Below are 18,824 nucleotides of genomic sequence, written 5' to 3'. Positions count from 1 at the left end.
CGAATCTAGTTTTCAGAGAACGATCTCTGAAGCATATTCCCTGATAGCTCAGTTGGTAGAGCACTCGACTGTTAATCGAGTTGTCACAGGTTCGAGCCCTGTTCGGGGAGCCATATGGAGAGGTGTCCGAGCTGGCCGAAGGAGCACGATTGGAAATCGTGTAGGCGTCACAAGCGTCTCGAGGGTTCGAATCCCTCTCTCTCCGCCATAATAATAAGGCCCGTTGGTCAAGGGGTTAAGACACCTCCCTTTCACGGAGGTAACAGGGGTTCGAATCCCCTACGGGTCATATTAACTTCAAAAAAAGAAGTTGATTTTTACAACAAGATTATGATATGATCATAAATGTGTTGTTCGGAGGCTTAGCTCAGCTGGGAGAGCATCTGCCTTACAAGCAGAGGGTCGGGGGTTCGATCCCCTCAGCCTCCACCATATAAACTTTATAACGACGCGGGGTGGAGCAGCCCGGTAGCTCGTCGGGCTCATAACCCGAAGGCCGCAGGTTCAAATCCTGCCCCCGCAATTAAACTTTCCTTTGAGAAAGTGATCTGGAACCGTGGTGTAGTTGGCCTAACATGCCTGCCTGTCACGCAGGAGATCGCGGGTTCGAATCCCGTCGGTTCCGCCATTTAATCTTTACATGAGGCAAACTGTTCACTACATCTGCTGTATGGCACTGATGCCCTATATAAAGTGTAAGGAATTAAGATTAGACTTTATTATGGCTCGGTAGCTCAGTCGGTAGAGCAGAGGACTGAAAATCCTCGTGTCGGCGGTTCGATTCCGTCCCGAGCCACCATTTTAAACTAATTTAATATGCCGGTGTAGCTCAACTGGTAGAGCAACTGACTTGTAATCAGTAGGTTGGGGGTTCAAGTCCTCTCGCCGGCACCATGTAATCCTGGAGGATTAGCGAAGTGGCCAAACGCATCAGACTGTAAATCTGCTCCCGTACGGGTTCGGTGGTTCGAATCCATCATCCTCCACCAGTTTTTAGGGGCATAGTTTAAAGGTAGAACAACGGTCTCCAAAACCGTTGGTGTGGGTTCAATTCCTGCTGCCCCTGCCAATTAACTTTCAAGAAATTAACTTTTTGTGGCGATCGTGGCGAAGTGGTTAACGCACCGGTTTGTGGATCCGGCATTCGGGGGTTCAATTCCCCTCGATCGCCCCTTTGTTTTATCATTTTTTATTGGGGATTAGCCAAGCGGTAAGGCAACGGACTTTGACTCCGTCATGCATAGGTTCAAATCCTATATCCCCAGCCATTATGCGGACGTGGCTCAGCGGTAGAGCATCGCCTTGCCAAGGCGAGGGTCGCGGGTTCGATTCCCGTCGTCCGCTCCAAAATATGGCGCCATAGCCAAGTGGTAAGGCACAGCTCTGCAAAAGCTTTATCCCCAGTTCGAATCTGGGTGGCGCCTCCAGCATATGCCGGCGTGGCGGAATGGCAGACGCGCTCGACTCAAAATCGAGTGGGAAACCGTGGAGGTTCGAGTCCTCTCGCCGGTATATTGAATAGCCCTACAGGTTGCTTATGCAATGTGTAGGGTTATTTTTTTTTTATAAATTGATTTTTTGTATTGTAAGGATAGTTGGACGTTATTAAAGATTGACGGATGACTATATTAAGTATATTGTAGATAATTGAAGTCGTTAATATAAAGGAGTGAAGTAGAGTGACTAATGGAAAAAATGTATCGGATACCGATCAGTTATTTGATCTTTCTGTATGGGAAGAGGCATGGAAGAATCGTCCGAGAAGTTCAAAATATAAGAAGAAAAGCGCCCCCTTTAATACAGAAGAAGCATTTGAGCGGTGGGCCAGGGATTATCATGCACAGTCGTTCACTAAAGAAGGAAAGCAGCGTTCTGAACGCATTATGGGCTGGATTGAAAATCAGGGTGTGGAATTCGCAGGGTTATCCATTTTGGACATTGGAGCGGCCTCAGGCATATTTACCATTCCTTTTGCGGAAAAGGGGGCAAGTGTGACCGCAGTTGAGCCTTCTGAGTTGCTTGTCTCCCTTATGAAAGAGACGATACCTTCATCTTTGGAATCCAATATCGAAATCGTAAACGAACGATATGAAGAAATCTCCATTAAGGATAAGGGTTGGGAGAAGAAATATGACTTTGCATTTGCATCCATGTGTCCGGCGATGTCGGATTGGGAAACGATTGAGCAGGCGATTAATTGTGCCCGGAAGTATGTGTATATAAGTACTATGGCGGGACAGAGGGAACACACGCTAATGGATGAACTTAAGGAGGTACTGGGTGTAACTTCTTCATACAAGGCTGGTGATATGGGATATATTCAACAGTTGCTGTATTTGAAGGGGTATTCATATACGATGATCATTACGAAAGAAGTTAACTCATTTGAAGTACCGGTGGAAGAGGTTGTAGAGAAGCTGCCAGAATGGCTTAATACGTATGAGTTACCGTCGGATGAAGATTCTCTCAGAATGGCTGAGAAGTACACTCGAAATACGTACAAGGATAGTACGGTGACCTTCTCACGTGGAGCAAGGTTTGGTAAAATTCTAATTCAACTTGAACAGCCCAATATGAAAACAGTTCGCACTAAGGATAAGCGATAAATCGCATAAGCTTGTTAGGTGTACAGGAGCAGGAATCGGAACAGATAATGTAGTCTAACGTCTGAGATGACGTTAGCAAGCATTACACCGCCACCACAAGAAGATGCACGTGTAAAAATATGAAGTTAAGATTGCAGAAGTGAAGTTGTAAGTAAAGGGAGCAGGTTATGTGCTCCCTCTTTTTTGAAGCCACTAATTCATCGACCGCTTTGAACCAGACCCTCGTTTATTTAGAGATGTTTGAGACAACGACAAACAAAATACAGACCTAGTTTTCAGAGAATGATCTCTGAAGCATATTCACTGATATTTCAGTTGGTAGAGCACTCGACGGTTAATCGAGTAGTCACAGGTCCGAGCCCTATCCCTGTTCGGGGAGCCATATGGATAGGTATCCGAGCTGGCCGAAGGAGTACGACTTACAATCGTGCTCCTTGTCTAATTTCTGATCGACACTTCTGCTTTCTGCTTACGCTCCCGATACTGGCCGGGGGTGATTCCTTCCCATTTACGGAATGATCGGATAAAGTTTTGCGGATTGTTGTACCGAAGTCGTGCTGCGATATCTTTAACGGTTAGATCACTTTCGTCCAGCCATTTTTTAGCGATATTAAATCGGTACTTGGTCAGATATTCACTAAATGCACAGCCTGTCTCTTTGCGGAAAACACTACTTAAGTAGTTGGCATTGTAGTGAAGCTTAACAGCACATTCCTCAAGCGTCAGATCCTTATCATAATCTTGATGAATCATGGCAATCATCTTCTCTGATATATGCTGATACTGGGCATACTGCCTTGCTTTAAAAACCTGGATGACGGGCAAGATGACTTGATGGTTAAACCATTCCTCAACTTCAGCGGCGTACTGCAAACCATGAAGTTCATGAAACATCGAGCCACGACCTTGGGAGATCTGTCCAAGTCGTATGCCGGATTCCTGAGTCATTTGCAAAATATGCGTGAGTAGCCTCGTAAGAGCCACCTCATACTCCTCGGGAGTAACCTCCATACCAAAGATCACTTCAAGCAGCTGTTGCAGAAGAGCAGAGGCCTGGACTTCGTCCGCACTTTGAATAGCTTGGATCAACGAATATTCCAATGATTCTGGGTAGGTCATGGACCAAGTGGGAGTGTAATGATCTATGTTCTCATATTGAAAAATAATGCCTGTTCCCAGCTTCATTCGATGCCTCAATGCTTCCATGGCTTCTGTGTAAGCTTGAGGGATGTGATATAGGGAGCTGTGTGGCTGGCTGAGGCCTATACTGACTTGAAGAGCTAGAATCTTATCAATCTGTTGTTGTAATTGGTCTGTTAATATACATAGCTGCTGTGAAAAAATAAAATGATCCTGTTCAACGGTGCCAATGACCGTGACTACCGTATGTTCCAGCACAATCGGAAACAATTGCTGGTTATGCACTACCGTTTCCTCCAATATATTTTGAATAGCGAATAATAAGAGGTCACGGTCATTAGCACTATATTTTGTATGATTAACAAGATCGGCCTGTAGGGTAATAACAGCAATTTGTTGCCAATCCCGAACCTGATGCGTGTAGCCATATTCATTCAGGGTGTCATAAAGAGTATGAACAGGACTCTTACCCTGGAACAGATTCATCATAAAATGAGTGCGTATCTGCAACAGATACATATTAAGTGTGTTCTCTAATTGGGAGTGAGAGGCAGATAATTGTGAAACCCCAGCTCTAATCTGCTCGAACTCATCAGGGAATGTTGGTGACTGCTGAGCGAATGTGTTTCCTTCTTTGGACAGGTGGTTGTCACCAAGTTGGGTTAAAAGTTTACGAATCGGAACGTGCATTCGCTTGGAGCCGAGCCAGGCGAGTAATAATGAAAGTAAAAGTAAGAAGATACTGATATACAAGGTGTGTAATCCAATATCGATATATTCTTGTGTCAGAATATTGGTAGGTGAGATTAGAACATAAGTCCATCCTTTTAAGGTAGAAGGGCTATACGTCAGGGAATAATGTGTATCGGCAATCTTAATTTCCCGTTTTTCAAAGCCTGTTGAAAATGTGATGGGTGATAGTTTGGTTATGTTAGCTTCCGTATCCCGATCCTGTAATCCAATGGCAGACAACGGTTGTCCAATGTATACAGGATTGGGATGGACCAAGATACGTTGTTCCCGATTCAAAATGATCAGTCCTGAGGCAGCATTGCCTAAGGAGGCTTCTCCTAGTGTATTTTGCAAAGAGCATGCAGGAATTCCCGCAATCAGGGCAGCATCGGAAGACGTATTCAGATTCGGAATAGATCTCGCAAGGGCAATATGATAAATACAGCCTGAACCGGGAGAACGCTCATCATTACTGAACACCGATGAAGGGGAGAGCTGCCATCCAGAGGTTAGCGTATCCGATATCAAATCTTTCATGGGAAGTGCCAGTGGAAAATCCGTATTACGATATAATCCGGCATGATCAATAAGCCAATTCTGGGATTGATTCACCAGCGTAATATCCAGCAAAGGTTCCCATGATCTCATATTCTGAAATTCGCTCTGTAGTTTGTCAGCAAGCAAAGGCCCTTTTCCTTCTAATGAAGAAGAAGCAGACAGGGAACGAAGGGTTACTGGAGAGCGAACGGCCTGATCAAGCATATAACTAACTGTAGCGAGTTTGTGCTCTACGTTGGATTGCATTTGTTCCAGCAACTGTCTGTTGGCCAGCGTACGATGTAGCTCAGTTTGGTTCGATGAATAGACAAATGCGGCAATTCCCGTTAACAAAATGGGCAGGGTGCTTAACAGGATTCCGAAGATGATCATTTTATGGAGATAGCTGATTGGTCGCACAGTTTCAGTTCCACCCCTGACATTAGAAATAGTAACACTTTCTATTTTAGTAAACGCTTACATATAGAACAATCTAATTTTTGTTTATTTGGATAAATAAGTAATTTGGTGAGAGGGTATAGAAGCAGAGATAAGGGATTGCTGATAGATGATCTTGCAGAAAACGCTAGAGAAACGGCTTGGACTAACTATCCAATACGGAATCATGAGAAACGAAATTGCAGTGTGAACGTAAATAGAGACATGGACATCATTCTCTCTACAGGTCGATATCGGCTAAAGGGTAGCTTGAATACGGGTAATAGAAGGTATCTGGAGTGCTATTCAGCTTAAGTGGAACGTTGGTCGTATATAGGGACAGTCAAAGGTCCGACTAGATCCCCGACCTGAGTCTAGGATAAAAAACCGTCCACGGTCTGTTTTGAAAAGTCGCGGAATCCTCTAGAATAAGGACATAAGGTTAAACAAGAAACACGGAAACAAAAAAACAAGAAACAAACGAACAAATGACTCAACACATTAAAAGGAACGAATGGAAAGGGCGGTGAACAACAATTATGAGATTGAATAAGGGAAATGGCTGGGCGATTGTATTGATTGCGCTGGGTGCACTGCTCCTCTTCGGAAAGTTAACTCCACTTCTTGGACACTTAATGGGTTATCTGATTCCGGTCCTGATGATTGCACTGGGATACTACGGAGTTAAACGAGGGAATGTGATGCTTGGCTGGATTGTTCTCATCATCGGTATCATCTCACTGATGGGTAAACTGGCATGGTTGATCGGACCGATCATCGCGATCGGGTTAATCATCTTTGGTATCTCAATGCTAAGCAATAACCGCAGTCGTCGTGGTCGGTACTAAGCTTTCACGATTATGAAAAGGAGGGACAGAACATAATGAGTGTATTTCGTCGAATGCGGGATATTACCGTAGCCAATCTGAACGAACATTTGGAGCAAAGTCAGGATCCAGTCAAACTGATTGATCAGTTCCTGGTCTCGACCCGCCAAGACATCGGTGAAGCCGAGAAACTTCGTCATCAATATGCAAGCCATACCAGACAAATGAAACAACAAGCCGATCAGGCAGCAGGTATGGTGAACAAACGGGAAGAACAGGCTTCCATGGCTCTGAAAGCAGGGGAAGAACATCTCGCTAAGCTGGCCTTGCAGGAGAAAATCCTCCACGAGGAAAAAATGGAACAGTACAACGAATTGTATGCACAAAGTTATGCGGCATTACAGGAGCTGGATGAACAGATCGACCAGCTGAAGGTTGAATATCAGAATGTTTACAGCAAACGTCAATATTACTACGCTCGTATGCAGACGATTCAGTTACAGCAACGTATGAACCAGAGAGGAAATCACAACGGTCAGAATGTACCCCGTATGTTTAACCGACTGGATGATCAAGTCTCTGATCTCGAATATGAAGCACAAAGTCTCCGCGATATCCGGCGGATGAATCAAGATGGTTCAGGAGTGACTGGCAGCATGTCATCCTCTACGCTGGATAAGGAACTGGAACGCTTAAGACAGAAATTGAACAATGACAGAAAGGAGTAGTCACATGAGTAAATTATACCGCTCGGGGCGTAATCGAATGCTAACAGGTTTGATTGGCGGCATTTCTGAAAATCTCGGATTGAGTACCACGCTGCTACGTATCATTTTCTTCATCAGTATTTTCGCTACGGGAGGTACATCATTGTTGATCTACTTCATCGCTGCATTGGTGGTACCAAAGGAATCCAACCACGTTGATCCATATGCTTATGATTCCAACGTAAGAGGATACAAGTAAACGAAAGGAGCAAACACATGAGCAAATTATACCGCTCAACGCGTGACCGGATGTTAACCGGCTTGTGCGGCGGAATTTCCGAAACCATCGGAATGGATTCCACCCTGCTGCGTATCATCTTTGTTATCAGTATCTTCGTAACTGGCGGCACGTCGTTGTTAATATACTTTATTGCAGCACTGGTGGTACCAAAAGAACCGTATCCGCCTTATGATCCATATGGCTACGGCCCTGGTCCTGGCAGAGGATACAACAACTATGATCATCAGCCACCAAGAGGTCCTTTTCAAAATAATCACAACCAACAAGGTCCAGGTAACTTCGGTCCCGGCCCTGGATACAACAGCAGACCTCAATCTGGTCCACGTTCTTATGACAACAACGCCTACGGAGCAGGTGCACCACAAGAAAGTGAACTTGATTCCATGATGAAAGATATCGAGAAAAAAGCACTGAAAAAAGAAGTTGAAGAGCTTCGCCAAAAATTATCTCGTTACGAGAAGGGAGAAAAGTAAAATGGGAGTATTTAAACGGATTAAGGATATGACGAAAGCATCGGTAAATGATATGTTGGATAAAGTAGAGGACCCGATTGTAATGTTGAACCAGTACTTGCGTGATATGGAGGCTGAGATTCATGAGGCAGAGGTAACTGTTGCCAAACAAATGGCGAATGAGCGCCGCATGAAACAACGTTTGGATGAAGCGGAGCGTACTTCGGTACAACGTGAGTCCCAGGCAGAAGCTGCTCTCTCTAACGGTCAGGAAGAAGTGGCACGCAAGTTGCTGGAAGAGAAAATCTACTTTGATCAAAAAATTACGGAGTACAGCGAACTGCATGCACAGTCCGAAGCACAAGCAAAAGATCTGTTGCAACAGTTGCATGATATGAAAGATGAGTTCTACAAAATGCGTAACAAACGTAATGAACTCGTATCCCGTGCACAAATGGCAAAAGCCAAAAAACAAATGTCTTCCATCAACAGCTTGCATTCGATCGAAAGTGGTGGCGCATCACTAGGATTCCACCGCATGGAAGAGAAAATCATGCAGCTGGAAGCTGAAGCTGACGTAGCTCGTGCACCTTATCGCAACACATCATCCACGTACACGAATCCTGTAGATGTGGAAAAACAGTTCAAAGTGGATCAGCAATTACAAGCCCTCAAAAACAAAATGGGCAATGGTTCCAAGAATGAAGCGAACGGAACTTCAAAAGAATAACTGTTCGCTTAGTGGACAATATGATATTCTATAAATCGTGTATAATGTACGGTTGGTAGAACAAAAGTTAAGCCATACAGGACTTCATTGCCTGGTATGGCTTTTCCGTTGAATAAAGAGAGATTAACTTACAGAGGAGGTGCGGCGGGGATGAATCAAAAGAGTAAATGGCTTGCAGTTGTCATTATGATTATTGGCACAATGATGTTATTGAATGACAATATTAACTTCTTGACCGCTGCCGCACTGATTCTGTTAACGGTTGGAATGCTTCAAGTCCGCAATGGGGATACCCGCAAAGGTCATCGGTATCTTGGCATTGGTGCGGCACTGTTATTGCTGGATAATTTAATGATTGTATTTTTAATTGTACTGGCTTCTTTAGCTTACTTTTATTCGAATAACAAAAAGATTCATCTGGACGAAGGTGTTATGAAGAAACAGAATTTCATGGCTCGGTACTACTGGGATCAATCATCCTGGAAATTACGTAGTATGAGTCTGTGGCATGCCATAGGTGAGGTTAACGCCGATCTGTCTCTTTCGATTCCGGAGGAGAAACAAACGATTGTGCTGCTGCAAGGAGTTATGGGTAATGTTCGCCTTACGCTACCAGAAGATTATGGTGTGGAGATTGAAGCATCGGTTCTTTTCGGCCGGATTAATCTTCTTGGAGAACAAGATAGCGGCATGCTGAACAAATTAGTATGGAGAACGCCTGGATATGAGTCCAGTGAACATAAAGCAAAATTTGTCATTTCTTATATTGTTGGCGACCTTAGCATCAGTAATCCGTAGTAATATAGATGAAGAGAAGGAGGAGACCCCGATGAAGACAAAACGACATACCGACATGGTAACCCGAAGTATGGGTGAAGGGATCCTCCTGGTTTTCATTGTGCTCGCTGTTATTTTGTATGTATTGTATACATATGGTTATCTTGCTCCGTTTGCAGGCTGGCGGCATCTGATTCAATCGGGTCTTGCCTTATTGCTACTTCTGATTGGGATTGGTGCGATCTTTGGGTTCTATCAGAGTTACCGGGTTAAACGCCGGCTTGAACTGCTGCGGGAAACACTTCTACTGTGGGAGAAGGGCTCTCTATCACGCACTGTACCTGATCTGGGCGATGATGATGTGGGCCGTTTAAGTGAGCAACTCGGACGAATCGGCAAAAAGTGGGAAGATCAGGTATCTTCGCTCCAGCGATTGTCTACTCATAATGCACAGCTTGCTGAACAAGCCAGAATTACGGCTATTGTGGAAGAGCGGCAGCGGCTGGCACGGGAACTGCATGATGCGGTATCGCAGCAATTGTTCGCGATATCCATGACAGCAACGGCCGTTGGACGGAAGATGGAGAAGGATTTTGAACGTGCTCAGCGGCAGGTGGCTCTGATTGAGGAGATGGCTTCGGTAGCCCAGTCCGAGATGCGTGCGTTACTGTTACATCTGCGGCCAGTCTATCTGCAGGGTAAACATCTCGAACAAGGTCTGCGTGATCTGGTGATGGAACTGAAAACAAAAGTACCCATGGACATTGTGCTCGAAATGGACGAAGACATCGATTTGATCAAAGGCATCGAGAATCATCTGTTTCGAATCGTTCAGGAGGCTATGTCCAATACGTTACGGCATGCAAAAGCGGAAAAAATGGAGATAAGGATCCAGCGCCGTACTGATGCGATCCGGGTATTGATTCGTGATGATGGGCAAGGCTTCGATCTGGATGAGAATAAACAAGCTTCCTACGGTCTGGCTAACATGCGTGAACGTGTTACGGAGATTGGTGGAGCCATACAATTTGTAACAGCGCCTGGTAAGGGAACGCGGATTGAGATTACGATACCTTTGATGAACGATGAAAGCGAGGAAGAACATGTCAATGGAACCGGAAGTCGAAACGGAGACGGAAACGTCGATCAAAGTATTGCTCGTGGATGATCATGAGATGGTACGTATTGGTCTTGCAGCGGTACTGGATACCGAAGATGGAATTGAAGTTGTTGGTGAAGCAGGTAGTGGAGAGGAAGGCATTCGGCTCGCACAGGAATATAAGCCTGATGTTGTTCTGATGGATCTGGTTATGGAAGGAATGGATGGCATTGAGGCTACTCGTCAGGTACTTAAAATGTATCCGGAGTGCAAAGTCATCGTATTGACCAGTTACCTTGATGATGAAAAAATGTATCCTGTCATTGAAGCAGGCGCATTCAGTTATCTGTTAAAAACATCAAGAGCCAATGAAGTTGCAGATGCGATTCGCGCAGCAGCTCGTGGGCAATCCGTTCTGGAGTCACAGGTGGCTTCCAAAATGATGAATCGCTTCCGGCAGCCACGGGCAGCAGCTCCTTTGCATGATGAATTGACAGACCGTGAAATGGATGTGCTCCGGTTGCTCGCCAAAGGCAAATCGAATCAGGACATCGCTGATGATCTGATCATCGGCATCAAGACAGTCAAGTTTCATGTTACAAACTTACTCGCAAAATTGGGCGTAGACGACCGTACACAGGCCGCGATCTATGCCTATAAAAACGGACTTGCAGAGTAAGCAGGCAGGATCATATGAAATAACATAATCAAGCCAAAGAACCGTACTTTTAATGTGCGGAAATTATAGATAAGAGATGATTTATGTATAAGTGCGTGTTCAAAAAGGTCGGTTTTCAGTACCAAGAAGATGAGATAAAGCTAGAAATGGAGTAGCGGAGCGTAGATCGAGCTACGTGAGCAACCGCAATGTTTCCGAAGGAAACATTCTTCGTAAGCCCCTACTTATTTCGGGTGAATTCCATATTCGATGTTGATGATGCCGCTAGGCAACATTCGTAATCAAAAGCGGACTTTATGAACAACCTCTATAAGTATGAATGGAAAGCTCTGATCTGCCATGTAATTGGCTGGTGGGGCTTTTTTTGATGTCGTCAGAAGAAGTATAGCTAATGTGGGAAAGGGGCATGCTGTTGATAGATTCATAGAATGCAAGAAAGAAGCGGGGGATTCAAATGTTAAATCGTTGGATGACAGCAGGTATATTAGCAATGGCTATCATTATTCTTATCGGTGTGACACAGGTATACGCAGAGAAAAACGAACCCAAAGCAGCCCAACTGGAACAGTTAATCTATACTGCTGAGAGCGTGATTGATAAAGTGGATCGTCTGGTTATTAAATGGCAAGGAGAGGGCAAGGGAGATGCACAAGCGCAGGCCGTATTACTGGCTAGTCACTTGGGACTGGAGCAACCAGTACGGGTACGCCAGACTGGCCATGATGTGTATCGCAGTGAAGTAGTTCCAGATGAGGCTACTGGAGAAGCAGGCCTGTTGGTCAATGTCGTCGATACAGGAGAAAACGGATACTATGCCATCGTACAAATTTCAGGGGATGAGCACACAGATCGGAAGGCATTAATGACAGTACATAAACAGATCGGTCAACTGCTTGTAGACTCAGGGATGAAGTCATTCTGGAATATGTCTGTGCAAGGTACGGCAGCTAATGCTATTAAACGTAATGCGAGTCAGCAGTTGGCACTGATCGAGAAACACTTGTCTGGTAATGTGGATATCGCCTCCGTTGAACGTTATACAGATGCAGGCACTGCAAGTGTCTCTTATAAGGCAGCTGAGCTGCCCCTGTCGATCAAGAGTGGCTCGCATATGTTGAATATGCAACTCGCAGTTCACCAGGTTGGGGACAACGTCGACAATAGAATTACAGTGGGGTTTCCGGTGATTACAATTGAATATTAAGGGATGAATGTTTCATGAATTGGGACCCAATATTGAGAATCTTTATCAGAAAAATGAGTTTGAAATAGTGCATCGATTCAGTTGATATGCTAAAATGGCATCACATCCAAGAAGGAACTTGCTGGTAATTGACAGTTGTATGTCGTGCATATATAACACCATTACATAGCTCGGGGAGAGCGTGAAGGTTATCTTCCCGGAAGAAAGAGGAGCCCATGGTTGAAAAACAATTGCAAGATGAAGTACAGACACCAGGCGCAGTATTTTTCATTTTTGGAGCAACGGGTGATTTGGCCCGCCGGAAGTTGTTTCCGGCGATCTACAGTCTTTACCGTGAAGGCAAGCTTGCCAAAGACTTTGCGGTTATTGGCGTAGCACGTCGTCCGAGGTCCCCAGAAGAATTCCGGGAAGACATCTATGAATCCATTAAAGAGTTCTGCCGTTATCCAGCGGGGGAACCTGATGAGTGGAACGCTTTTGTCGATCATTTTGAATACAAAGCACTGGATATCAATAATGTGGAAGGATTCAAAGAGCTGCGTGCGCAGACGGAGCATCTGGAATCAAAGTTTAACACGCCGGGGAATCGGCTGTTCTATCTGGCACTGGCACCGGAGCTGTTTGGCAGTGTCTCGTACAGTTTGCGGGATGGCGGTATGCTGGAAAGTCAGGGGTGGAACCGTTTGGTGATCGAAAAACCATTTGGTTATGATCTGCAATCGGCCGAACATCTGAATGAGCAGATTCGTGAGGTATTCCGTGAAGAGGAAATCTATCGGATTGATCATTATCTGGGCAAGGAAATGGTGCAAAATATCGAAGTGATCCGCTTCGGAAATGCTTTTTTTGAACCGCTCTGGAACAACAAACATATTGCCAACGTTCAGATTACGCTTGGTGAGACGGTAGGCGTGGAAGAACGTGGTGGTTATTATGATCACTCCGGTGCACTGCGTGACATGGGGCAGAACCATATGCTACAGATGCTGACGATGATTGCGATGGAACCGCCGAGTCGCCTATTCCCGGAAGACATTCGGGATGAGAAGGTGAAGGTATTACGTTCATTGCGGGCCTTTACTTCGGATGAGGAAGTGAGCAACAACGTTGTGCGGGGACAGTATTCCGAAGGGGAATACCGTGGCAAGCAGCTTCCGGGGTATCGCCAGGAAGACAAGGTTGATCCGCAGTCGAATACGGAGACTTATTTTGCAGCACGTGTATTCGTGGATAATTTCCGCTGGGCGGGTGTTCCATTCTACATTCGGACAGGCAAGCGTCTTCCGGTGAAAACGACCGAGATCGTAGTTGAGTTCAAGTCGATGCCAAACAACGTGTACCTTGGGAAGAAGTATAAATTGGAACCGAATCTGCTGGTTATTCGGGTGAATCCGATGGAAGGCATATATATCAAAATTAATGCCAAGAAACCAGGCTCGGATTCCGAGATTCAGCCACTCGCAATGGATTTCTGTCAGAGCTGCATGATTGGAATTAACTCGCCTGAAGCGTATGAACGTCTGCTGCACGATGCAGCAGAGGGGGATTCTACGTACTTTACCCGTTGGGATGAAGTGGCAACAGCCTGGTCTTTTGTGGATCGGATCGCTGCTGCCTGGGGACATAATCAGGGAGAGCTTCATACGTACCCTGCTGGAACCTGGGGACCAGAAGCGACAGATAAGCTGCTGGAGCAGGACGGATTCCACTGGTGGCCGGTGAATGGTCAGGACGAGGACAGCGTGATCTGGCAAGTGAATGGTTAGGGTAAGGGCATTAACAATGGTGATAAGAACATACACAACATGACTGAGCCTGGGGAAATCGCAAATTTTGCGGTGTACCCAGGCTTTTTAGCGGGGAAAAGGTAGGTATCCATCATAAGGAAATAAGTAATTTAAATTAAGTTATTGACAAAAAGTAAGTATGTAACTTATACTCAACACATGAGTTAAAGAGTTACGCAAATGACAAACTTCATCCGGGCAAACATTTCGGATAAGTTATCATTCATGAGATAAAATGTAAACCAGTTGAAGGGGTTTGCGTCACAGAGAATCATGAAGAAAAAAATTTAGCATAATATCTTTAATCTAAGAATACTATTTTGTATATATCGAATGGAGGAAAAAGAAAATGATGTTGGATGTAGGGTTGTTGTTGATTCGTTTGGTGATTGGATTGTCGTTCATGGCGCACGGGGCTCAAAAGCTGTTTGGTTGGTTCGGAGGTTACGGGATCAAGGGTACAGGTGGCTGGTTTGAGTCGATGGGCATGAAGCCTGGTGCATTGGTGGCGTTACTGGCTGGACTCGCGGAATTCGGTGGCGGACTGTTACTGGCTCTGGGTCTGCTTACACCGGTAGGTGGCATTCTGATTGCATTGACGATGATTATTGCCATTGTGAAAGTCCATGGAGCGAACGGATATTGGTCCACACAGAACGGATTCGAATATAATCTCGCGATTCTGGTGATTGGTGTAGCGCTGGCATTGACGGGCGGCGGACAATACGCGCTGGATGCATTGATTTTCTAAACCCGATAAATAAAAATGAATGAGGAGTGCCTGGATGCCATGGAAATGGCTGAAGGGTGCTTTTTTTGCAAGTGAAAAGAGAAGAATCTGCGGTAGTAATCGGTTATTTTCGGTACAGATTATGGTACAATAGGAGAGTTGGGTTAAGAAGCAGTTCACGGTATACATGAAAGCACAGATTTGAGGAGGATGAACTCCATTGTAAATGTGTAAAATTAATCTAGTGTGTAAATACCTAGTACGTAAAAACTCGTGTACAATCAACCGGCCTCGCCGGATTGCATAAAGATTGAATGATGGACCGGCCATGCCGGATTAACGTGAATGAACGGACGAAAGGGATTAAACCTATGAGCAAAACTGCAAATGAAATTCTTCAACAGGAAGTGGACAAACGCCGGACGTTTGCCATTATCTCTCACCCGGATGCGGGTAAAACTACATTAACCGAGAAACTGTTGCTGTTCGGGGGCGCGATTCGCCTTGCGGGAACGGTAAAAGCTCGGAAAGCCAGCAAACACGCAACAAGTGACTGGATGGAAATTGAGAAACAACGGGGGATCTCGGTCACCTCTTCCGTAATGCAATTTGATTACCTGAACCATCGCGTCAACATTCTGGATACACCGGGTCACCAGGATTTCAGTGAAGATACGTATCGTACACTGACGGCTGCCGATAGCGCGGTGATGTTGATTGACGTGGCAAAGGGTGTCGAGGCACAAACGATCAAGTTGTTCCAGGTATGTGCGAAGCGTGGCATTCCAATCTTTACGTTTATCAACAAACTCGACCGTGAGGGTAAAAGCCCATTTGACCTGATGGAAGAACTTGAAAATGTACTGGGTATTCGTTCAGTTCCAATGAACTGGCCTATTGGTACAGGTCGCGAACTATGCGGTGTATATGACCGGATGAAAAATCAGGTGGAGTTGTTCCAAGGGGACGATCACTCGATAATTAAAGTTCAGAAAGTAAACGGTTATACAGATCCAATTATCCGTGAGATGGCAGGAGAATATCTGCATGATCAGTTGATTCAGGATCTGGAGCTTTTGGACGTTGCGGGAGATCCGTTTGATATGGAGAAAGTTCAACGCGGCGAATTGACGCCTATTTTCTTCGGTAGTGCGATCAACAATTTTGGTGTGCAGACCTTCCTGGAGAACTTCCTGGAACTGGCGCCGAAGCCTGAACCACGTCGCAGTACGGCAGGAGAGATTCAGCCAACGAATGAGAAATTCAGCGGTTATGTATTCAAGATTCAAGCGAACATGAACCCGGCACATCGGGATCGTATTGCGTTCCTGCGTATTGTGTCAGGCAAATTCCAACGTGGAATGAGTGTGAAGCATACCCGTGTAGGTAAAGAGATCAAGCTGTCACAGCCACAACAATTCCTGGCACAAGACCGGGATATTGTCGAAGAGGCATATGCTGGCGATATTATCGGTTTGTTCGATCCGGGTATCTTCCGGATTGGCGATTCACTGAGTCAAGGCAGCGAGGTTATCTTTGAGGAATTGCCAACGTTCTCGCCAGAGATTTTTGCCAAAGTTACAGTAAAAAATGCGTTGAAACATAAACAGTACCAAAAAGGAATTGATCAGTTGACGGAGGAAGGAACCATTCAGGTGTTCCAGACGGCAAGTTTCGACGAGACAATCCTCGGCGTAATTGGTCAACTTCAGTTTGAGGTATTTGAATACCGGATGAAAGGTGAGTATGGGGTAGACGTGCAATTACAGCGTATGCCTTATCAGTTCGCTCGCTGGATCGTGGACGAGAATCTGGATCCAAGCAAATTCCGGATTAACTCTGCCCTTGTAAAAGATAAAAAAGGAAATTATGTAGTGCTCTTCGAAAATGAATACGCCATGAGAACGGCTATGGATAAAAATCCTACAGCTCAATTCCTGGAGACTGCGCCTTAAGTGAAGACAGAAGTATTTCGTGGGAAATGTTAAAAGGTTAGTTAAACGTGACAAGTTCATGTGATGAGATAGAGCTTGTTAAAATTAAGATCCCTCCGCCAATTGTGGCGGAGGGATCTATTGCTTACACCTTACTTGGAGGCGGGTATGATCCAGCCGAATAAGGGAAAGCTTTCTTTTGCAGACAGAACAAACGGTTTGATGGTTACCTTACCCTCCAATGCTTCGATTAGCGAAGCGGTTGAACGGGAATGGTGTGCAGATGCTCCTGCGCGATTTGAATGAGTTCTTCCTGCTTGGCAGGTTCTGTGTTCTTCCAGATCATCTCGAAAATGGCGCCAAGTCCAGGTAATGCAGCTTCCGGTCCATCTACTGAACCTTCAATCATCTCCCGGAGTTGATCATCACTCTTGTCATGAACTTTATGAACAATCGCTTCACGCAGGCTTAATGTAATGGGCATCGCAATTCCCTCCTCGTATATTCGGCTGCTCTAATACTGTTCCCTGGGAAGCGTGAGTGCATTCAAGTTTATCAGGCTTTGTGGTATACTACGAAGGATTATTTACGTTAGCATGGGTATCCGTAATGATGCGTCATGCTGAAGTGCAGCGGGAGGTTAAGACCCTAATGGCCAAGAAACAGTATGCCGTAATTGGTATGGGACGGTTCGGATCAAGTGTTGCCAATGCACTGAGTGGCATGGGATTCGACGTGCTGGCAATTGATGCGGACGAGCAGCGGACTCAGGAGATGTCCAATGTGGTGACTCATGCGGTATCGGCAGATTCAACAGATGAAGAAGCGCTGCGTGCGCTGGGCATACGGAATTTCGACGTTGTCGTTGTGGCAATTGGTGAAGATATACAGGCGAGTATTCTGACAACCTTGATATTGAAAGATATGGGTGTACCGGTGCTGATCGTAAAAGCTCAAAATGAGCTTCATGGTAAGGTGCTGCAGAAGATTGGAGCAGACAAGGTGATCTATCCTGAGCGGGATATGGGATTACGTGTAGCCCATCATCTGACCTCGCCAAATATACTCGATTATATCGAGTTGTCTGAGGATTACAGCATTCTGGAGATGAGAGCTTCCGAGCAAATGATCGGTAAAAACCTGATGGAATTAAACATCCGGGCACGTTTTGGTTGTAACGTCATGGCGATCCGCAGTGGGAATTCGATGAACATCTCGCCGTACGCGGAGGACCGGATCGAAGCTGGAGATGTGCTGATCATTGTGGGTCACAAGGATCATTTGACGAAAATGGAGCTTGCGTATCCGAAGTGATGGATGCAGATGGGAAGGATAAAAAGATGGATATTGTATCACCACAAAATACACGTGTAAAAGAATGGGCACAGTTGCTGGAGAAAAAGCATCGTACCCGTCAACATAAATATATCATTGAGGGCATTCATCTGGTCCAGGAAGCACTGCGCGCTGGAGCGGATCTGGAGTGCATCGTGTACGATGGAGAGCAAGGCGTACCTAGCGAACTCGCCGGGCTTGAAAACCCGCTTCAGCGTGTGGAGTGGGTTAGTGTATCTCCTGCGGTTATCGCCAAATGTACGGATACGATGACACCACAGCCTGTATTCGCGATTGTGCGTAAAGGCAGTGAGCCACTGGAAAGCCTGATCGCAGGAGCACGTGGACTTGTTGTTGTGTTGGATGGAGTGCAGGACCCAGGTAATGTGGGGACAATCATCCGTAGTGCGGATGCAGCTGGTGCCGCGGGGGTCGTACTTGGCGCGGGCTGTGCTGATGTGTATAACCCAAAGACGATTCGTTCGACGATGGGGTCATTGTTTCATCTGCCCATTGTGGAGGGCCAGTTGGAATCCTTGCTTCCCGAAGCGAAGATTGCGGGTGTGAAGCTGGTCAGTACTTCTTTGCAGGCAGAGCATTCATGTTATAGTTATGATTTTACGCAGTCGGTATGGCTTGTCATTGGTAACGAAGGCAAGGGTATCTCGGATGCTACGGCGCGGCTCGTCGATGATGCGATTGCGATCCCGATGCAGGGACAGGCAGAGTCGCTTAATGCGGCGATGGCGGCAACGATTTTGTTGTTTGAGGCCATGAGACAGCGGATGTTTAACAAATAAAAAATTCCT

General features: G+C 45.6%; 17 protein-coding genes and 16 tRNA genes. 31 read left to right on the top strand and 2 right to left on the bottom strand.

From position 1 onward, the window contains the following. Positions 1-37 precede the first annotated feature (37 nt). The 17 genes from J7E78_RS29165 to J7E78_RS29085 all read left to right on the top strand — a co-directional run bounded on the left by J7E78_RS29165 (position 38) and on the right by J7E78_RS29085 (position 2,988). Positions 38-113 (top strand) — tRNA-Asn (locus J7E78_RS29165). 3 nt (positions 114-116) lie between these two features. Further along, positions 117-208, top strand: a tRNA-Ser gene (locus tag J7E78_RS29160). A gap of 9 nt (positions 209-217) precedes the next feature. Then, positions 218-289: transfer RNA gene (locus J7E78_RS29155), tRNA-Glu, on the top strand. A gap of 67 nt (positions 290-356) precedes the next feature. Then, positions 357-432 (top strand) — tRNA-Val (locus J7E78_RS29150). 17 nt (positions 433-449) lie between these two features. Further along, positions 450-523 (top strand) — tRNA-Met (locus tag J7E78_RS29145). A 27-nt stretch (positions 524-550) separates the two neighbouring features. Further along, a tRNA-Asp gene (locus J7E78_RS29140) sits at positions 551-628 on the top strand. A gap of 95 nt (positions 629-723) precedes the next feature. Beyond that, a tRNA-Phe gene (locus tag J7E78_RS29135) sits at positions 724-799 on the top strand. 19 nt (positions 800-818) lie between these two features. Continuing rightward, positions 819-894, top strand: a tRNA-Thr gene (locus tag J7E78_RS29130). Between the two features lie 9 nt (positions 895-903). Then, a tRNA-Tyr gene (locus J7E78_RS29125) sits at positions 904-989 on the top strand. A 6-nt stretch (positions 990-995) separates the two neighbouring features. Beyond that, positions 996-1,069, top strand: a tRNA-Trp gene (locus tag J7E78_RS29120). A gap of 29 nt (positions 1,070-1,098) precedes the next feature. Next, positions 1,099-1,171 (top strand) — tRNA-His (locus tag J7E78_RS29115). A 22-nt stretch (positions 1,172-1,193) separates the two neighbouring features. After that, positions 1,194-1,268: transfer RNA gene (locus tag J7E78_RS29110), tRNA-Gln, on the top strand. A 4-nt stretch (positions 1,269-1,272) separates the two neighbouring features. After that, positions 1,273-1,347 (top strand) — tRNA-Gly (locus J7E78_RS29105). A 6-nt stretch (positions 1,348-1,353) separates the two neighbouring features. Then, positions 1,354-1,427, top strand: a tRNA-Cys gene (locus J7E78_RS29100). Between the two features lie 6 nt (positions 1,428-1,433). Beyond that, positions 1,434-1,512, top strand: a tRNA-Leu gene (locus tag J7E78_RS29095). A 167-nt stretch (positions 1,513-1,679) separates the two neighbouring features. Continuing rightward, positions 1,680-2,606: a class I SAM-dependent methyltransferase gene (locus J7E78_RS29090; RefSeq protein ID WP_215080338.1), complete on the top strand. Its 927-nt coding sequence runs from the start codon at positions 1,680-1,682 to the stop codon at positions 2,604-2,606. A gap of 300 nt (positions 2,607-2,906) precedes the next feature. Continuing rightward, positions 2,907-2,988, top strand: a tRNA-Asn gene (locus J7E78_RS29085). Positions 2,989-3,044: 56 nt separating this feature from the next. Here J7E78_RS29085 and J7E78_RS29915 read toward each other — a convergent pair. Next, complete coding sequence (locus tag J7E78_RS29915; protein ID WP_215080336.1) at positions 3,045-5,435, bottom strand: helix-turn-helix domain-containing protein; 2,391 nt, start codon at positions 5,433-5,435, stop codon at positions 3,045-3,047. Positions 5,436-5,992: 557 nt separating this feature from the next. On the opposite strand from J7E78_RS29915, the gene J7E78_RS29075 reads away from it, so the two are divergent. The 12 genes from J7E78_RS29075 to J7E78_RS29020 all read left to right on the top strand — a co-directional run bounded on the left by J7E78_RS29075 (position 5,993) and on the right by J7E78_RS29020 (position 16,701). Continuing rightward, a complete protein-coding gene (locus J7E78_RS29075; RefSeq protein WP_017692311.1) occupies positions 5,993-6,301 on the top strand; it encodes a LiaF transmembrane domain-containing protein in 309 nt (102 codons plus the stop codon). A gap of 35 nt (positions 6,302-6,336) precedes the next feature. Beyond that, a complete protein-coding gene (locus J7E78_RS29070) occupies positions 6,337-7,008 on the top strand; it encodes a PspA/IM30 family protein (RefSeq protein ID WP_017692312.1) in 672 nt (223 codons plus the stop codon). 4 nt (positions 7,009-7,012) lie between these two features. Continuing rightward, a complete protein-coding gene (locus J7E78_RS29065; RefSeq protein ID WP_215080334.1) occupies positions 7,013-7,246 on the top strand; it encodes a PspC domain-containing protein in 234 nt (77 codons plus the stop codon). Between the two features lie 17 nt (positions 7,247-7,263). Next, a complete protein-coding gene (locus J7E78_RS29060) occupies positions 7,264-7,761 on the top strand; it encodes a PspC domain-containing protein (protein ID WP_215080332.1) in 498 nt (165 codons plus the stop codon). Position 7,762: 1 nt separating this feature from the next. Next, entirely contained in the window at positions 7,763-8,470 is a 708-nt protein-coding gene (locus tag J7E78_RS29055; RefSeq protein WP_017692315.1) for a PspA/IM30 family protein, read from the top strand. Between the two features lie 150 nt (positions 8,471-8,620). After that, positions 8,621-9,268 carry a cell wall-active antibiotics response protein LiaF gene (liaF, locus tag J7E78_RS29050; RefSeq protein WP_215080330.1) on the top strand — a complete coding sequence of 216 codons (648 nt, stop codon included), beginning with the start codon at positions 8,621-8,623 and terminating at the stop codon, positions 9,266-9,268. 31 nt (positions 9,269-9,299) lie between these two features. After that, the gene (locus J7E78_RS29045; RefSeq protein WP_215080328.1) at positions 9,300-10,415 is read left to right on the top strand and encodes a sensor histidine kinase; all 1,116 of its coding nucleotides are present in this window, start codon (positions 9,300-9,302) and stop codon (positions 10,413-10,415) included. Continuing rightward, positions 10,357-11,025, top strand: coding sequence for a response regulator transcription factor (locus tag J7E78_RS29040; protein WP_215080325.1), 669 nt, complete (start codon positions 10,357-10,359; stop codon positions 11,023-11,025). The genes J7E78_RS29045 and J7E78_RS29040 overlap by 59 nt, the downstream gene beginning before the upstream one ends. 454 nt (positions 11,026-11,479) lie before the next feature. After that, a complete protein-coding gene (locus tag J7E78_RS29035; protein ID WP_215080323.1) occupies positions 11,480-12,229 on the top strand; it encodes a YwmB family TATA-box binding protein in 750 nt (249 codons plus the stop codon). A gap of 215 nt (positions 12,230-12,444) precedes the next feature. Then, a complete protein-coding gene (gene zwf / locus J7E78_RS29030; RefSeq protein ID WP_215080321.1) occupies positions 12,445-13,995 on the top strand; it encodes a glucose-6-phosphate dehydrogenase in 1,551 nt (516 codons plus the stop codon). A 373-nt stretch (positions 13,996-14,368) separates the two neighbouring features. Continuing rightward, entirely contained in the window at positions 14,369-14,767 is a 399-nt protein-coding gene (locus J7E78_RS29025) for a DoxX family protein (protein ID WP_215080340.1), read from the top strand. Positions 14,768-15,117: 350 nt separating this feature from the next. Continuing rightward, the gene (locus J7E78_RS29020) at positions 15,118-16,701 is read left to right on the top strand and encodes a peptide chain release factor 3 (RefSeq protein WP_215080319.1); all 1,584 of its coding nucleotides are present in this window, start codon (positions 15,118-15,120) and stop codon (positions 16,699-16,701) included. A gap of 229 nt (positions 16,702-16,930) precedes the next feature. Here J7E78_RS29020 and sspI read toward each other — a convergent pair whose 3' ends face one another. Further along, positions 16,931-17,164 (bottom strand): small acid-soluble spore protein SspI, encoded by a 234-nt coding sequence (gene sspI / locus J7E78_RS29015; RefSeq protein ID WP_036673259.1) that lies wholly within the window; start codon positions 17,162-17,164, stop codon positions 16,931-16,933. 128 nt (positions 17,165-17,292) lie between these two features. On the opposite strand from sspI, the gene J7E78_RS29010 reads away from it, so the two are divergent. Continuing rightward, positions 17,293-17,994: a potassium channel family protein gene (locus J7E78_RS29010; RefSeq protein ID WP_076211287.1), complete on the top strand. Its 702-nt coding sequence runs from the start codon at positions 17,293-17,295 to the stop codon at positions 17,992-17,994. A gap of 26 nt (positions 17,995-18,020) precedes the next feature. Further along, a complete protein-coding gene (locus tag J7E78_RS29005) occupies positions 18,021-18,815 on the top strand; it encodes a TrmH family RNA methyltransferase (RefSeq protein ID WP_215080317.1) in 795 nt (264 codons plus the stop codon). Positions 18,816-18,824 lie beyond the last annotated feature (9 nt).

The sequence above is a fragment of the Paenibacillus polymyxa genome, from assembly GCF_018614975.1.
GTDB lineage: Bacteria > Bacillota > Bacilli > Paenibacillales > Paenibacillaceae > Paenibacillus > Paenibacillus polymyxa_E.
The sequence above is the reverse complement of the archived record's forward strand: the minus strand, read 5'-3'. Positions and strand labels throughout refer to the sequence as shown.

What these genes read in the sequence shown, in the direction of transcription:
- sspI (WP_036673259.1), bottom strand. Translation starts at nt 17,164, where the DNA reads ATGCCCATTACATTAAGCCTGCGTGAAGCGATTGTTCATAAAGTTCAT.
- J7E78_RS29005 (WP_215080317.1), top strand. Translation starts at nt 18,021, where the DNA reads ATGGATATTGTATCACCACAAAATACACGTGTAAAAGAATGGGCACAG.
- liaF (WP_215080330.1), top strand. Translation starts at nt 8,621, where the DNA reads ATGAATCAAAAGAGTAAATGGCTTGCAGTTGTCATTATGATTATTGGC.
- J7E78_RS29070 (WP_017692312.1), top strand. Translation starts at nt 6,337, where the DNA reads ATGAGTGTATTTCGTCGAATGCGGGATATTACCGTAGCCAATCTGAAC.
- zwf (WP_215080321.1), top strand. Translation starts at nt 12,445, where the DNA reads ATGGTTGAAAAACAATTGCAAGATGAAGTACAGACACCAGGCGCAGTA.
- J7E78_RS29025 (WP_215080340.1), top strand. Translation starts at nt 14,369, where the DNA reads ATGTTGGATGTAGGGTTGTTGTTGATTCGTTTGGTGATTGGATTGTCG.
- J7E78_RS29060 (WP_215080332.1), top strand. Translation starts at nt 7,264, where the DNA reads ATGAGCAAATTATACCGCTCAACGCGTGACCGGATGTTAACCGGCTTG.
- J7E78_RS29040 (WP_215080325.1), top strand. Translation starts at nt 10,357, where the DNA reads ATGGAACCGGAAGTCGAAACGGAGACGGAAACGTCGATCAAAGTATTG.
- J7E78_RS29045 (WP_215080328.1), top strand. Translation starts at nt 9,300, where the DNA reads ATGAAGACAAAACGACATACCGACATGGTAACCCGAAGTATGGGTGAA.
- J7E78_RS29075 (WP_017692311.1), top strand. Translation starts at nt 5,993, where the DNA reads ATGAGATTGAATAAGGGAAATGGCTGGGCGATTGTATTGATTGCGCTG.
- J7E78_RS29065 (WP_215080334.1), top strand. Translation starts at nt 7,013, where the DNA reads ATGAGTAAATTATACCGCTCGGGGCGTAATCGAATGCTAACAGGTTTG.
- J7E78_RS29055 (WP_017692315.1), top strand. Translation starts at nt 7,763, where the DNA reads ATGGGAGTATTTAAACGGATTAAGGATATGACGAAAGCATCGGTAAAT.
- J7E78_RS29010 (WP_076211287.1), top strand. Translation starts at nt 17,293, where the DNA reads ATGCGTCATGCTGAAGTGCAGCGGGAGGTTAAGACCCTAATGGCCAAG.
- J7E78_RS29035 (WP_215080323.1), top strand. Translation starts at nt 11,480, where the DNA reads ATGTTAAATCGTTGGATGACAGCAGGTATATTAGCAATGGCTATCATT.
- J7E78_RS29020 (WP_215080319.1), top strand. Translation starts at nt 15,118, where the DNA reads ATGAGCAAAACTGCAAATGAAATTCTTCAACAGGAAGTGGACAAACGC.